The organism is Alkalibacterium sp., from assembly GCF_046484155.1.
Lineage (GTDB): Bacteria > Bacillota > Bacilli > Lactobacillales > Carnobacteriaceae_A > Alkalibacterium.
Genome location: NZ_JAWOBT010000014.1, coordinates 23,897 through 39,656, shown reverse-complemented (window position 1 = coordinate 39,656; position 15,760 = coordinate 23,897). Strand labels below are relative to the sequence as shown.

14 protein-coding genes are annotated in these 15,760 nt (G+C 35.3%); 11 read left to right on the top strand and 3 right to left on the bottom strand.

The genetic code is table 11. The features are described 5' to 3' along the window. Positions 1 to 514, top strand: a 514-nt coding sequence (locus R6U02_RS01520; protein WP_410261864.1) for an ABC transporter ATP-binding protein, incomplete at its 5' end; no start/stop codon positions are given. Positions 515 to 856: 342 nt separating this feature from the next. Here R6U02_RS01520 and R6U02_RS01515 read toward each other — a convergent pair. Next, complete coding sequence (locus R6U02_RS01515; RefSeq protein WP_410261863.1) at positions 857 to 2,266, bottom strand: LTA synthase family protein; 1,410 nt, start codon at positions 2,264 to 2,266, stop codon at positions 857 to 859. A gap of 860 nt (positions 2,267 to 3,126) precedes the next feature. Between R6U02_RS01515 and R6U02_RS01510 the strand changes: the two genes are divergently transcribed. The 6 genes from R6U02_RS01510 (at position 3,127) to R6U02_RS01485 (ending at position 8,992) form a co-directional block, all read left to right on the top strand. Further along, on the top strand, positions 3,127 to 3,465 hold the full coding sequence (locus R6U02_RS01510; protein WP_410261862.1) for a hypothetical protein: 339 nt from the start codon (positions 3,127 to 3,129) through the stop codon (positions 3,463 to 3,465). A gap of 271 nt (positions 3,466 to 3,736) precedes the next feature. Next, positions 3,737 to 4,729 carry a Gfo/Idh/MocA family protein gene (locus R6U02_RS01505; RefSeq protein WP_410261861.1) on the top strand — a complete coding sequence of 331 codons (993 nt, stop codon included), beginning with the start codon at positions 3,737 to 3,739 and terminating at the stop codon, positions 4,727 to 4,729. Between the two features lie 237 nt (positions 4,730 to 4,966). Continuing rightward, complete coding sequence (locus R6U02_RS01500) at positions 4,967 to 5,314, top strand: hypothetical protein (protein WP_410261860.1); 348 nt, start codon at positions 4,967 to 4,969, stop codon at positions 5,312 to 5,314. Positions 5,315 to 5,439: 125 nt separating this feature from the next. After that, positions 5,440 to 6,237, top strand: coding sequence for a TspO/MBR family protein (locus R6U02_RS01495; RefSeq protein WP_410261859.1), 798 nt, complete (start codon positions 5,440 to 5,442; stop codon positions 6,235 to 6,237). Between the two features lie 495 nt (positions 6,238 to 6,732). After that, complete coding sequence (locus R6U02_RS01490; RefSeq protein ID WP_410261858.1) at positions 6,733 to 7,290, top strand: TetR/AcrR family transcriptional regulator; 558 nt, start codon at positions 6,733 to 6,735, stop codon at positions 7,288 to 7,290. A gap of 1 nt (position 7,291) precedes the next feature. Beyond that, positions 7,292 to 8,992 carry a SulP family inorganic anion transporter gene (locus tag R6U02_RS01485; protein WP_410261857.1) on the top strand — a complete coding sequence of 567 codons (1,701 nt, stop codon included), beginning with the start codon at positions 7,292 to 7,294 and terminating at the stop codon, positions 8,990 to 8,992. 582 nt (positions 8,993 to 9,574) lie between these two features. Here the strand turns inward: R6U02_RS01485 and R6U02_RS01480 are convergent. Both R6U02_RS01480 and R6U02_RS01475 read right to left on the bottom strand, forming a co-directional pair. Continuing rightward, positions 9,575 to 10,246, bottom strand: a complete 672-nt coding sequence (locus R6U02_RS01480; RefSeq protein ID WP_410261856.1) for a DUF3159 domain-containing protein — start codon at positions 10,244 to 10,246, stop codon at positions 9,575 to 9,577. Beyond that, positions 10,230 to 10,577, bottom strand: a complete 348-nt coding sequence (locus R6U02_RS01475) for a DUF1475 family protein (RefSeq protein ID WP_410261855.1) — start codon at positions 10,575 to 10,577, stop codon at positions 10,230 to 10,232. Before R6U02_RS01475 ends, R6U02_RS01480 begins: the two co-directional genes overlap by 17 nt. Before the next feature lie 1,426 nt (positions 10,578 to 12,003). Here R6U02_RS01475 and R6U02_RS01470 point away from each other — a divergent pair. From R6U02_RS01470 to R6U02_RS01455, 4 genes are all read left to right on the top strand, one after another. Further along, complete coding sequence (locus R6U02_RS01470) at positions 12,004 to 12,192, top strand: hypothetical protein (protein WP_410261854.1); 189 nt, start codon at positions 12,004 to 12,006, stop codon at positions 12,190 to 12,192. 593 nt (positions 12,193 to 12,785) lie between these two features. Further along, positions 12,786 to 13,412, top strand: coding sequence for a flavodoxin family protein (locus R6U02_RS01465; RefSeq protein WP_410261853.1), 627 nt, complete (start codon positions 12,786 to 12,788; stop codon positions 13,410 to 13,412). A gap of 271 nt (positions 13,413 to 13,683) precedes the next feature. Then, positions 13,684 to 14,259 (top strand): DUF7010 family protein, encoded by a 576-nt coding sequence (locus tag R6U02_RS01460; protein ID WP_410261852.1) that lies wholly within the window; start codon positions 13,684 to 13,686, stop codon positions 14,257 to 14,259. A gap of 256 nt (positions 14,260 to 14,515) precedes the next feature. Further along, a complete protein-coding gene (locus R6U02_RS01455) occupies positions 14,516 to 15,706 on the top strand; it encodes an alpha/beta fold hydrolase (RefSeq protein WP_410261851.1) in 1,191 nt (396 codons plus the stop codon). Positions 15,707 to 15,760: the final 54 nt, after the last annotated feature.

The following is a 15,760-nucleotide window of genomic DNA, read 5'->3' as shown; positions in this document are numbered from 1 at the left end:
TCTCAGGAGAAACAGGATGGGGTTTGTTTTTCAGCAGCCGACCATGTTAAAGAACCTGAATATCTTAGATAATATTGTCCTACCTTCAATGCGTGATAATAGAAAGAAGGCATCAAAAGTATCAGATAAAGCCAAAACGCTGATGGGGAAAGTGGGGATCGGCGAACTGGATGAACGTGACATTACCCAGGTTTCCGGTGGTCAGCTTCAACGCGCAGGGATCTGCCGCGCGCTGATCAACAGCCCGGAAATTATTTTCGGAGATGAACCGACCGGGGCACTTAACTCAAAAACGTCACAGGAAATAATGGAGATCTTCTCAGAACTTAATCGGGAAGGGATCACCATAATGTTTGTTACCCACGATGCTATGGTGGCGGCACAAAGCGAGCGTGTCTTGTTCATGATCGATGGTAAGCTTGTCAGTGAAGTGCATCTTCCCAAGTTTGATGGTTCAGAGTTGGAAGTGAGAATTGAAAAAATCAGAGCGGAAATGCTGAAAGCAGGAATTTGATAACTGCGCGCAATAGGTGGTTGAGAGTTTTAAATTAAGCGTAAATGACTCATTTATATTTTCAATATTAAACAGAAATTATAATGACAACTCTACCAAGCAAGATCAATAATAGGTACATGATAAAATAGAATAATGATGTTTTAGTAGTAAAAATGATTGGATGATTTTGAGATTTGATAAACAAGTTATATCAAATAAACTAGCTCTTTTCGAGGAAGTGAAAAAGGAATAATGTGATTTAAGTGAATAAATAAAAAAACCAGTATGAAAATAAATTCCATGCTGGTTTTTTTATGAAACGGGGATGATTTCGACGAGGATCTGATATTTAACGCTGAATCAGTCGAATTCTTTGTAGTAATCTGTTTCCAGTATCTTGACGGAATAATAAAATTTATTGTCTACAATAAGAGAAATGGCATCGATATAATCATAGAAATCATCGTTGCTATCCCCTTCGGTTGGTATAAATTCATTAGTTGCTGAATTATACTTACCTTTGTCCGTAATAAAGCTTTTATTTCTAAACATGACGAGGGGACTAGAGTCAGAAAAGATATCAGATCCCATAAAGAGTCTGGAATCAAAGTCTAGTCCGAGTAAGTTGGAGAGTGTAGGGACAATATCGAGATTTGAACTTGGTTTATCTATAGTAACTGGGTCCATACCCTTTGTATAGATGATCAAGGGACTTTTATAGAGCTCAAAAGCTCTGTCCACTTCATGTCCAGCAAGCTCGTCTATGGTTGAATTATCAAGTCCATAAGGGTAATGATCTGTGGCTAAGACAATCAACGTCTTATCAGCGATATCCGCTTCTTCCAGCTGATCCAGCATATTCTCTAAGGCTTTATCAAGTTCGATTTGAGTGGCCAAGTAGGCTTTGGCCTGCTCTGAATAGGGTAAATCCGCGACATACTCTTTATTTTTATAAGCAATATTATTTCCCGCAAAGGAATACTGCATATGGCCACTGACCGTCATGTAATAAGCATGGAAGGGTTCATCAGCTATATATTCTGGAATTGTTTCTTGCATCATTTCCAGATCAGATGCAGGCCACCCTCCACTCATGTCAAGGCCATTTCCGACGCCCTTATAATCATAGCCCATATTAGGATGGGAAGCATCTCTATTATAGTAAGTATACGTATGGTTATGATAGGCGACTGTTTTATAGCCGAGGTCTTTTAATTGATTCCCCATAACAAAGGGAAGATCTATATTGGCCGATGCAGAAAAACTCCAGATTCCGCTTTTAGGAACGAGACTAGTCAATGATACATATTCACCATCAGAGGTACTTACATCCCAAAGAGGCACATAAAAATCGGTGAAATTATATCCTTCATTAACCATTTTAAAGAGAGTTGGCGTTACTTCCTCATGTACAGCGTAAGGGGAAAAACCTTCAGCAGTTAGAAGTATGAGGTTATAACCTTCATATTTCCCAGTGAATTCATTTTTCGCTGTAGCTTCCACGCTTGCAAAGTAATTATGCATCTGCTTGAGACTATCATCATCTTCAGCCGAAAGCATTTCTTCGAAATCGATATTTGATGTATTATATTCTATTTCCTTCTCGACGCTCTCTTTTTCATCTTTGTCCGTTGTGACCTCTTCTTCATCATTTTCTTTTTCCGGCTCATCTATAGGCTCTGGATCAAAGGTAGGCATATCAGGAGCAGTCTGGGTAGGGGACCACCCCGTAGCCAATCTTTGGAAATCTAACCGCATAGTAGTGACCATGCCAAGCCTGTCAACGGAAAGAACGGGGTCCCTTGTTTGGAAATATAAATCATAGGCTGAATTCTGATCTTTTCCATTAACCCAAATTGTAGTCAGACCTGTGATATGAAAGATTATGATTAAACAAACCAATAGTCCTCTATAACCCATTTTAATTCTGTCGAAACTGAAAACTCTTTTGCCCCAAAACATGATAAAAAAGGCTGGCAGAAAAAATAAAAGTAGCCAATAATAATTATTTGAAATGATAGTCCATATGTCCTGTCTAAATTCAAATATCTGAGAAGCATTTCCCGCTGAATAAAAACTGTAAAACGTTCTGAAGAACTGATCATAAATAAATTGCGTAGAGAAGACTAAGCCCGTTATGATTAAAAGTACAACAGACATAATATGATTAGTTCTATTCTGAAACAAGCTGGAAAGTAAAAAAATAACAATAGCTAAAGTCATTGAAAATATAAAGGAAATTAAAAGACCTATAGAAACAAAACTGGCATTTTCCACTACGTTTAGTCTCAGGATAAACTCCATAAAGAATAGTGAGATTATGAAATAAACTAATAGTGGTAGATTTTTTTTATTTTTCATAATGAAAGCGCCTCCTTGGTGTTAATATTTTAACACATCTAGATATTAATGTACTACTATAGAACAAAATATTTCAAATGAATTAATTAATTCAACGATACGAGTTTTATATATCTATTAGTGAAATGGCTTTATTTCAAAAAGTAACCGATTCAATTATACAATCAAAGTTATGCGTATTATACTAGAAGTGTAGATTAAAACTCAAAAATAATGGCATAATAAAATATAAAAGCATGGACCATAATCGGTTTAGAAGGAGTAGAGAGATGAAGGATAGAATGAAAGTAGCTCTTATTGGAGGAGCTTTGTTAGGAATTATTTGTGTAGTAGGAGCATACGTCCGGTCTGGTTTTTCAGCCTCTCCTATTTTTGTGTTTTCACTTTGGTATAACCGGGTCATCATTGGCCTGGTCGTGGGTGCTCCATGGGGCGAGACAGTTAGAAATAAAGCATTACTTCGTGGAGCTTTGCTAGGTCTTTTAGTTTCCTTTGCATTCTATAGTACTACTGGATTTCAAGATCCTATCAGTTTTGTGGCTGGGATCGTATATGGTGTTTTACTGGAAGGATGGCTCAGTCGAACTGGAAGAATGAAAAAGTTATAAAAATTTATTGAACAGTGAGTAAATATAATATATGAGTTCTTATTGTAATCCAACTTCGATAAAAGTTTGTGCAGCGTATAAGCTCTCAGATTTTTTTTATTCACAAGGACGTAATCAGGATGCCCCCTTTTTGAATTTACAGAAAAGTAGTATCTTGTATAGTTATAAAAAAATCTCATTATCAGTAATTGATATATCTTTCTATTAATCACTATCTATAATAGAATTAGGACGTGCCAAGAATGATAATGAAAAACGGAGGAATGTACTTATGGATAAATTTGGATGGGCTTACATTGGTTGTGGAAGTATTGCCTACACAACAGCAAACGAACTGGTGAAGACAGATGATAATCAAATCGTGGCTGTCTGGAACAGAACAAAATCAAAGGCTGAAAAATTTGCAAAGGAATTTGGTGGAACAGTCTTTGATACTGCAGAAGAGGCAATCAACGCTGCAGGTGTAGAGGGTGTATATGTCAATGTGAACGGAGATAAGCATGCCGAATATACAAAGCTATCTATTAAGAACAAGAAACCGGTACTTTGTGAGAAGCCATTTGCTGTCAATGAAAAAGTGGCAAAGGAAGTATTTGATTACGCTGCAGAAAAAGATGTGTATGTCTCAGAAGCAATGTGGACATGGCACAATGAGACAGCCTTACAGGTAAAAGAGTGGGTAAAGTCTGGTGTCATCGGAGATATAGAGTCGGTTGACTGTGCATTTGCTGTCCCATTGCTCAAGCATTCCGATAACCCGCGACTTACAACCCCCTCTATGCTTGGCGGTGCACTCTTAGATCTTGGCGTCTATGCAGTCAGATATTGCTACGAGCTTTTTGGTATGCCAGAGCAGATTCAGTGCGAAGGCGATATGCACGAGGTGGATTACGCGGAAAAAATCGAATTTCAGTACCCAGGCTTTGAGGCTAAAATGAATATTTCCATGACAGAAGATGCTGGAAACTTCTTTGAAATAAAAGGAACAAAGGGCTCTATTTCTGTTCCAAAGTTTAATTCAGCAAAGCAGGCAACGTTGAGAACTGATAGAAAAGAAGAAGTATTCGAGATGGAGGGACTTTTATATGGCACACAATTTTCCAATGTAGCAGCTGAGATTCGCGCCGAAAAAAAAGAAGGAGAAATGATTCCTGCCAAAAGTACAGTAGAAGTGATGGCACTATTGGATGAATGCCGCCGACAGATGGGGCTCGTATATCCACAAGAAAAGGCTGCAGATATAGATGGGGAGAAGACTAAGTAACCAAATACTAAGGTTAAGAGAATCAGTCATCTGTGATTTAACTTTAAGCTTTTAAGAGAAATAATTGATTGGTAAATCGACATTAGTTATAATTTATAAACACTATCAGGTCGAAATAGGTGGAGTGCCAAATATTGAGGTCAAGATAAAGAAAATAACAATACTTAAAAAATTATAAGTAAAGGTGGGATAACTGGCTGGGCTTTTACAAACGATGCCATACCAGCAATAACCAAGATGAACAAAATTAAAAAAGTTCTTGAATGGTTCAAAGATAAACCTATCATTATTTTTGCCTGTGCCGGCAACAACAATGTTGATAAAGATATCGCTGACATCAAAAACAACAACTTCAATAAAGATCAATTAGCATTTCACACATTCTTTTATTTGCCTGAGGGTGTCGATTTTTCTAAGGTGAAAGGTATCATTAAAATGATGCTGAACGTATTTATAAAAATCGTGGAGATGAAGAAGAATAAAACGAAAGACGAAGAAGCGATCCTTGAGAGCTATTATCATCCGACTAATTATGTTGATAAAAAGCACATTGAAGCGATCGTTTCTTATGCTAGAAAAATCTAAGGCTTTAGACGATTTTAGACCTTTATCTTTAATTACCATGTGTTTTTCAAATTGAGCTCGAGAGCTTTACGTGATGTGGAACTTCAATTGTTAACTATAAACTTATAATACGAAGGAGCATAAAAATGAAACGTAAAACAAAAGCATATATCAGTGCAATTTTATTAGTCATCACATTAATCGTCAATGCTATGGGTGCTTTTGGTTGGATCAATGGACTCTCGCAAAAAGAAGTATCAGATATGTACCCAACTTTAATCACACCAGCACCCTCTACCTTTAGCATTTGGAGTGTTATCTACACATTTTTGATTATTTCTATAGTCGTTATGATCTTCAAAAATAAAGAAGCATACTTTGGGCGTGCTATCGATGAAATCAGTTATCTTTTTTGGGCCTCATGTGTTTTGAATATTTTTTGGATAATAAGCTTTTCTTATAACTTAATTGGTTTATCGACATTATTCATTTTTGCTTTTCTGATTGTCATGGTTTTAATTGTAAAAAAAGTTGGAAAAATCCAGACGAAAAGACGCTGGTTGCTACCCATTACATTTGGCTTGTATTCGGGGTGGCTTTTTATAGCGACTGTTGTGAATATAGCTGCTTGGCTTGTTAAAATTGAATGGGATAGATTCGGAGTAGCTCCTGAGACTTGGAGTTCCATTATTCTTTTAGTTGCAGTGGGATTGACTTTGATGGTCTTATTGAGTACTGAAAACGCAATATTCCCAATTCCTATAGCATGGGCATACTTCGGAATCTATAATTATTTATTAGCACCGGAAGGCTTTCAAGGACAATATAACTTATTGCAAAATGTTGCATTAATAGGGATAGTGCTTTTGATTGGGATTTCAGCAATCCAGTTTTATAAAAATCAGTATAGTCTCATGCCGGATGGTCTAGTTAGCACAGATTAATTTCAGGAAGATAAGCGGCTTGAAAAAATCAAGCCTTGTAAGGTTCTTTTTTAATTGATATGGCTGTAAGAATTGAAATAGATTTAACTCAATTAAGTCTGGTTTTTTGCAAGGTTCAAGAATTAGATCTATAGGGTTAGAGCAATAGGAAGTCGATCAAAGAAGAAAAAGTGATAAGAGAAATCTGCAAAAAATGTAATAAGTGAATCAACCAAAAAGAGTAGGTGTAACACCGTTTACAACGGTCTTGCACCTACTCTTTTCTCGTGGGATTTTCGTAGGCCTCGATGAATCAAGGGGGTTCTTAGATGACGCTCCCATAAAATGAATGAGATTATCGGAAAGCATATTATCCCGAGAGCCTTCTAATTATATATTTAGACATAACAATTCGAGATTTGGCTATTAAGAAAAAATTGAATTGACATTTTACTCAAAGCTGTGTAAAATACTAATTGCCTACCAAACGGAAGGTAGGGAAGGAGCGTAATGATTTTGGAAACGAAAAAAAAGATAATAGATGCGACGTATGGATTATTTGCTGAAAAAGGTATGGAGTTTTCTTTGAATGAAGTTGCTAATATAGTAGGGATAAAAAAAGCCTCTATTTATGCACATTTTCCAAGCAAAGAAGAGCTGTTATATCAATTGTTTAACAAAGAGATCGATGAATACCTTGCCGTTGTGGAAACTCAATCAAAGAGTCTGAAAGAATTGTTTTTTGGGGTTTTAAACTATTACAACAGTTCACGAAAAAAACTTTTGTTTTGGAAAAGATTACTTTTATTTCCACCTGATACGATGGATAGTGAAATAAGTCAAAAAATAATAAATTTATCAGAGCAACGCTATAAAAAAGTGAAACAGCTTATAAGCAGCAGTTCACCTCCAAATAACGATAAAAAACAATATGACGATATATTAACTGTTATGTTCTTGTCTGTTATTCATGGATTATTATCGAGTGAAATTATTTATTCAAATCTGAATATAGAAAGCTACTATGATCAGGAGTGGCAAATATTTGAGAAAATGTTAAAGAAAGAAGAATGAAATGTTAAAGCCAAAGTTTTTTTCAATCATAAAGAACAGGAAAAAAGAATTACCTTTAAAACAACTTAAAGATGATATAGTCGCAGGAGTAATTGTTGCTATCATAGCACTGCCTTTGTCAGTTGCATTAGCAATTGCTTCAGGGGTCACACCTGAAAAAGGACTCATAACGGCTATTGTTGGTGGTTTTTTAATTTCTTTATTAGGAGGAAGTCGAGTTCAAATCGGCGGACCAACTGGAGCTTTTGTCGTTATTATATTTGGAATCATTGCACAGTATGGTTTAGATGGTTTGCTGATTTCAACAGTTTTAGCTGGTATCTTTATGATCATTATGGGAGTAATGAAGCTGGGTAGTGTCATTAAGTATATACCCTATCCAACTACAACCGGATTTACAAGCGGAATAGCGATCGTATTATTATCTACCCAAATCAAAGATTTTTTTGGACTTGAGATCGATCAGGTTCCATCAGATTTTATAGCAAAATGGGAAATTTATATCCATCAATTTAATACAATGGATTTAGCAACAACGTTAGTTGGATTGACTTCACTTTTTATTATCATAGCTTGGCCAAAAATCAATAAAAAGATTCCAGGATCATTGATAGCGTTAATTTTAGCTACTATTTTTGTCAAAGTGTTCAATGTTCCAGTGGAAACTATTGGAAGTAGATTTGGGGACATACCCAGTTCTATTCAATTTATAGACATTTCATCAATAAATATATCAGTGCCCATAATTAAACAATTAATCAGACCCGCAATAACAATTGCTTTCTTAGCAAGCATCGAATCATTGTTATCTGCAGTTGTATCTGATGGAATGATTGGAAAGAAACATAATTCAAATATGGAACTTATTGCACAGGGTATAGCTAATATTGCATCGGCATTGTTTGGCGGCATCCCGGCGACTGGGGCGATAGCACGTACGGCAGCAAATGTGAAAAACGGTGGACGAACACCGGTCGCAGGAATTGTTCATGCATTAACATTGTTATTGATCATGTTGGTTTTTATGCCATTAGCAAAATTAATTCCAATGGCTACATTGTCAGCGATATTGGTTATTGTTGCATATAATATGAGCGAATGGAGATCATTCAAAGGTATTTTCAATTCAACTAAAAGCGATGTTGCTGTGTTGTTAGTTACTTTTGTTTTAACTGTGCTATTCGACTTAGTTATCGCAATAGAAGTTGGGATGATTATTGCAATGTTTTTATTTGTAAGAAGAATGTCAGAAAATAAACTGATAGAGAATGTAAGCCATGAGCTTGGAATTTTTGTGAATGAAGAAGAAGATGACTCCGATATGTTGGATGAATCATTAATGGATCATTTAGACAGTAAAATTGCAATATATGAAGTAAATGGTCCTCTATTTTATGGGGTGGTTAACACATTCTTAGACATGCTTAATGAGATGAAGAGTACAACAGATGTAATGATATTAAGAATGAAGAATGTTGACAGTATGGATGCAACAGCTTTGAATGCCGTAAAGCAGTTAGAAAAAAGATGCAAAGCTCAAAATATTCTTATTTTGTATTCTGAAACTAATACTCAACCCATGCAAGTTTTAGAAAGAAGTGGGTTTGTTGAAAAAACTGGAAAAGATCGTTTTTTTAATACAACTAAAGAGGCCATCAAAGTAGCAAGCGAAATAGTGAAAGCGGGCCATAATCCTCATTAGTGACCTAGATCGGCACTAAAGTACCGATTTTCTGGGAAGGTCCTTAAGCTGAACAAATCTGCGAGGTTCAAGAAAGATTAATGCTAACATCCGAATGGTTTCCCGCCAGGATCGGGCAGCAATACTTCTTACCAAATAGCGGTTCTTCATCAGGTTCACGGTATGCAAATCTTCAAAAACGATATTATAATAGTCTTGAATCAATGCGGTCGTCAGCTTATGCAGACGGTTAAGCTGTTGGTTCTTTTCTTTTTTATAAAATTTTACACATTGCTGTGTTAATTCTTTACTAAGTCTAGGTGTTTACAATGCTTTCCCCCGAAAGTATTATGAAAATCCCCCGATAACTGATAGTTAGAAAAACATCGAGATCGTCCAGTAGAAGCAAGAAAAATGAGTTCTGTATTTAAAATAGACTAAAATTAAGAGTACATCGTATTTGCAGTTGATGATCATGGTTGTGACCTTGATAAAAGTCGAGAGTTTTAGAATTAACTCAATGATAATTTACCAATAAATAGCTTCATAAATAAAAAAGCACATGCCCTTTAAGAGACAGATGCTTTTCAAATGAAGCTTATGCTAAAATCCCTTCTTCTGGCCTTCAAAAGGGGGCTTTTCCTCGTTCAAAAATTCTTCAACACTGGGGCCTGATAATTTTCTGAGACCTTTGATGCCTAATACATAAGTAAGAATAAGTAGGAGTATGTTCATTGGCCAACCCAAAATAGTATTGACGTAAAAGTAAAGAGAAAATTCCCCACTTAAAAACAAAGAGCCTTGTATGAGCAGTTTAAGCAGAAAGTAAACAGCCCATAGAATCGTGACATTTCTATAAGCCGGACGAATATCGTCTCGCAGGTACCAGTTGATTGGCCACCCTCTAGTTAAGTGACTTATCAAAGCTGCCAACGGGCGGTGAATAATTAGAGATACTACGCAGGAGATGGCAATCAGTCCTGTTGTTATTAAACCAGGAATATAATAATTGATTGCATCTCCTGACAAGAAACTAAATCCAATAGATAAAAGTACACCGCCTACACCAACAAAAACATATTTTTTTGTATGTCTTTTGACTATTCTATAGATGATGAGGAGAAGCAGATATAGAAGGGTTATCCCACTAGCAAATTCAAGAGAAAACAACTGATTAGATAGAAAAAATATAAAAGGGGGGAAAAGGGCGTCGATTGTTTTCTTCTCAAATACAAGTGAAAGTTGTTCTATCCATTCTCTAACCTTCTCCATCATTTACACCCCTATTTAATCCATGAAAGACAACAGACCAGTCCCCTTTTGATTCGTACAGCGCCTTTAAAACATAAATACTGCCTATTAAAAAACCAAATATCATCAACGGGACAACCCAGATTATTATTTTCCACATTGCTTTTTCCCGGTAAACAATCCAGATGGAAAATAGGGAAAATCCTACGTATAAATCGATCAAAGCCATGATTCCCCATGGATTTTCGAGTAACGCTCCACCGTCAACAAGAAACTCTCCATTGACGAATCCATTAACCAAACCGGCTGTCATTGCCAGTAAACCAATCCATGCAACTATCTTTGCAGCTTTCATTTTGTCTTCCTCCCTAAAATAAGTAAGTCTTAAATATCAGTATTTTTCTTTGTTTTCTCACCGGATATATCCTATCTTTTACTTTTTAGAGTGCCTGAAAAAGCAGATAGCTACTTAGTGTTTTTTCCATTAATAAGCAAGAAATCATCAAGCTATTTTTTAAAATAATGTAACTTAATATATACCAATTTAAATATAGCATAATAATTTTTAAAAAAGAAGCAAAGAGAAAAACTGATCTGTTATTTAAAATCCTACTAAAAAATATTAACAAAAAAATCATATAAAAAAGCTAACTTATTATAAGTTAGCTTTTTTATGTTAAAATGTTCACAAAATAATCAAATCAGGTATTAATTGTTAGGAAATTTGCCGATTATATAATAGTAAACAGTATAAGAAAAATTGTGAATAATAGTTGTACTCAATCAATGGTTATTATAACGAACGAGTCGGAGATGGGATAGTATTAAGTAATTTAACAGATGTCCGTTAGGGATTAAAGGTTTTAGATGAACAAGGTTCAAATTCTTCTGATTGGCAGCAAGCTTATAATGAAATAGATCAATATTTTAATATTGCTAGCAGTGAATATGGATTTCTAGATATTTTTATAACTAATTCAAATGGTAACGTTGTAATGGCAACCGATTATAAATCGAAATTGGGAGGTTTGGATTTATCTCAAAGAGACTACTTCAAGAGAGCCGTGTCCGGCGAACAAAACTGGTCTGAAATATTCTATAGGGTTATCAGAATTAGCGCAAAAACTACAAAGTATTGTAGAGAGGTTCAAAATTTAATCTAAGTTCTTCGTCGTCTAATTAAAAAAAAATAAATAAAAAGCAGGCCCCAAAAAAACTTTCATAAGAGAGTGTTTTAGGGTCTGCTTTCGTTTATATTATAAGATTACCTTTAAGAATAAATTCTGCTATTTAAAGCAGATTTACTCGGTAAAATATAAAAGAATGATAGAAAAAATCTCTAATCTAGCTATTGTTAAAAGATTTTAGTTATCTTTGTACGTCTCAGTATTATACTTATGTGAATCATGACCGTTTTCAAAAAATGAATTATATTTGCTTTGGAAATGGGTATAAGAACTGATAATAATTGTAATACTAACATAAATCACTTTTATTAGAACAAATTAAATTTATATTTATGACAGAATTAATAAGAGTCATAAGTAATAAATAAAGCCCATCCAAATAAACTCATGGCTATATTTAGATGGGCTTACTTTGGGTGCCGGGGCATTGCTCACTCCACAGCAAAATAATTGATGCAGACAAAAGATAATCAAATCGTAGCTTTCTGGAAAAGAATAAAGTGAAAAGTTGAAGAATTTGTAAAGGGATAAGATGAACTGCCTATGTCTTAGAGCAATGCGTGCCGGAACAATCAGACTGTATTGTAGTAAAGAATGGATGAGATTTGCATCATCGGAGACATACAGTTGGTTGACGGTGCATTTGTCGTCCAATTGATGAAATATCCCAATGACCCAAGACTTACCACACCTTCCATGCTTGACAATGTCCTCTTATATCTCTGCGCATATGCAGTCAGAAATTACTATGAACTTTTAGGTATTCCAGAAAAAATACACTGAGAGGGGATATGCATGAAATGGATGATGCGGGAAAAAAATTTCAGTACCCAGACTTTCAGGCTAAAATGTAAATTCCCATAACAGAAAACGCTGAACACTTCGTTGAAATTTTAAAAAACAAAATTCCTAGAAAGTCTTTTAACTACAGAACACCAATAAAATTATTTTTGGAACATGCACCAGACTGGAAACTGTCTAGCTTAATTTACTATCTGACAAATGAAAAGAAGAAATATTCGACATGCAGGAACTTCTATTTGGCATATGATATTCCATCGTAGTAGCGGAGATCTGTGCCGGAAGGAAAGAAGAAGAGAAGATCTCTGCCAAGAGTACTATAGAAGTGATGGCACTCCTTGATGAATGCCGTAGTCAGATGGAGGCTCGTGTACCCACAGGAAAAGGCTGAAGATATAGATGGGAAAAACAAGTAAAACTATAGATGACACTATGATTTAGAAAAGGCTTCTAACGAGTATTATATGTATAATTATGATAAATTTTATATAATGAAGAATTTAAAATATCATAGTAATACCAACTATATACCAACTATATACCAACTATATACCGATAAAACGAGGAGGAGTAGTATGTCTTTAAAAGCAGTTGTTTTGAATTGCAGTTTGAAAGGAAGCGGGCAAACATCCAATACTCGTGCCCTAATTGATGAAGTGATAAAGATTTTTGACAAGAAAAAAGTAGAGACGAAAATATTCAGACTAGCAGATTATAATATTCCTGTTGGTATTTCAGACGATCTAGGTGAAGGTGATGACTGGCCTGAAATATTTGAAGCTGTAAAAGAAGCTAACATTCTCATTATCGGCACTCCGATATGGCTTGGGGAAAAAAGCAGTTTAGCGACAAAAGCCATAGAAAGACTTTATGGTGGCAGCAGTTTAACGAATGAAAAAGGACAGGCAATCTATTACAATAAGGTCGGTGGTGCTGTTGTAACCGGAAATGAAGATGGGGGCAAAAAAGCTTCGAGCTCTATTATTTACGGACTCTCACACATAGGTTTTACCATACCACCTAATGTCGATGCGTATTGGGTTGGTGAGGCAGGTCCAGGACCTTCCTTTATTGAAGCAGAAGCTACAAAGAATGATTTCACAATGAATAATGCAAAAACCATGGGATACAATTTAGTTCATTTTGCAGAAATGCTCGATGCACAGCCTATACCGGTTGAAGGGAATACCTTAAACAGTTAAATGCATAGTATGAGAATGAAATTGAGAAGCAGGTCTTTTAAAGAGATCTGCTTTTTTTTTTTTTAATACAGTTAGTTATAGAGGATAATAGTTTATTAAGATTAGTGTAAGAGTTATATTATAGATAGTGTACATAATAATTGATTGATTAAAAATTTCAGTATCCTGAGAAGATATATATAATACAATTGAAAACACAAATTTCCGAAAAGGTATACGATGATTTTGCATGTTATTTGTATTTGATAATCACTGATAGAGAGGATTCCAGATGATGAATAAGGAAAGTATGACTTTAGCAGATGCGCAATTTGAAATGAGAACTGCTTTTTTAGGAGGATTTGCAGGGCAGTTGGTATCCGGTCTTATTTGGTTAACGGCATCAGTAATCAGTGTTTTTATTTCGCCAGCATATGGAATGATCGTTCTTTTCTTTGGGTCAGTGACTATATTCCCGCTTACACAATTGATTTTACGCATAATGGGAAGACATGCGAAAGTTAGCGAACAAAATGGACTGTGGGCACTTGGCTCGCAGATAGCTTTCACTGTACCAATAAATTTTTTGTTGGTAGGAGCTATTATCCTAGAGAGACAAATGTGGTTTTTCCCTGCCGCTATGATAATTGTTGGGGCACATTATTTGCCGTTCATCACTCTCTATGGGATGAAAATGTTTGGTATTCTAGCGGCTCTACTTATCTTTAGTGGAACAAGCCTTGTTTTTTATGGCCCACTCCTATTCAGTCTTGGAGGATGGCTTACAGGCTTCTTTTTAATCGTTTTTGCTTTTGTTGGACGGCAAATAGTGCTGAATGAGGAAGAGAGAAACAATTCAGGAATTTAAAGAGGTTGATGAATTTATGTTTCAAAACTAAGTGTTTTATTTAACCGTATTAAGAAGTACAGGTATATTTTTATTTTTGAAACGCGTGATTATTAAGAATGTTAGTTTCATCGATGAAAAGTTGTTGAGCTTATGTAATGAATGATTCAAATCGTTAAATATAATTATAAAATTCGTTGTTTTACTGAAATGAACAAATAAGTTAGAGACACAGATTATTCGAAAAACGAGAATATTAATGTGGGAGGGCTTTAGTATGTTCCAACTGATTTCTTTTTTAATTTTAACCGTTTTGGCTGGCGTCACTTTGGTAATCAGTATAGGCCTGATACTTTTCCATTTGGGTGCTAGTCTTAGACAAAAAGAAAATCCAGAACAGATCAAACGCATAAAAAAGGTTATGATATTTTTTGTCGCAGTAATGATTTTGAATTTAGGATTGATTGTTTTTTCTCAAATTACTGCCTACACTCCTGGTATTCAAGACGAAAACGGAACCCCTACTGAAGATAGCATTTCAGAACTTGTTGAGATTGAACTAAATGGCAGAAAACAATGGATCAGTCTACGAGGATGGGATAAGAATAAACCTGTTTTACTCTTTCTGGCAGGAGGTCCAGGAGGAACACAGATGGCGGCTGTACGCCATGAGTTATCAGCTTTAGAAAAGCATTTTGTCGTCGTGAATTGGGATCAACCGGGTTCCGGAAAATCCTATGATGCTGAACCTATTGAGCATATTACGGATGATACTTATATTCGGGATGGGTATGCATTAACCAAATATTTAAGTGAGCGTTTTGAACAGGACAAAATCTATCTAGTCGGTGAATCCTGGGGAAGTGCGTTAGGGATTTTTCTGATTGACCGAAATCCAGAAGCCTACCACGCATTTATTGGAACAGGACAAATGATCGATTTTGCTGAAACTGAGCGAATAGATTATAGAATAGCTTTGGAAATTGCAGAGGGAAAAAATGATAATGAAATTATAGAAAAATTGAAGGAAAATGGTCCCCCACCTTATTACGGAAAGGACGTTACATGGAAAAGTGCGGTCTATCTTAACTACCTTAGTGATTATATGACAAACAACCCTGAAATAGATGATACAGGGTATAACACTATTCGGGATATTGGTTCTCCTGAATATGGCTTGATTGATAAAATCAACTATTTTCGTGGGGTTATTAACACCTTTAATCACGTGTACCAGCAATTATATACAATTGATTTAAGAGAGGATTACGTAAATATTGATGTCCCAGTTTACTTTTTTTTAGGACGCCATGATATTAATGCGCCTACATCTTTGGTTGAGGAATACATGAATGTACTTGATGCTCCGAAAAAAGAGATCATCTGGTTTGAGAATTCGGGTCATAATCCTTGGATCAATGAAAATGATAAATTCACAGAGGAACTATTATTGCGCTTTTCTCAATGATAGTATAATTATTTCTTACTGAGATCAACCAATATTTTTATAGGGTTGATTGAA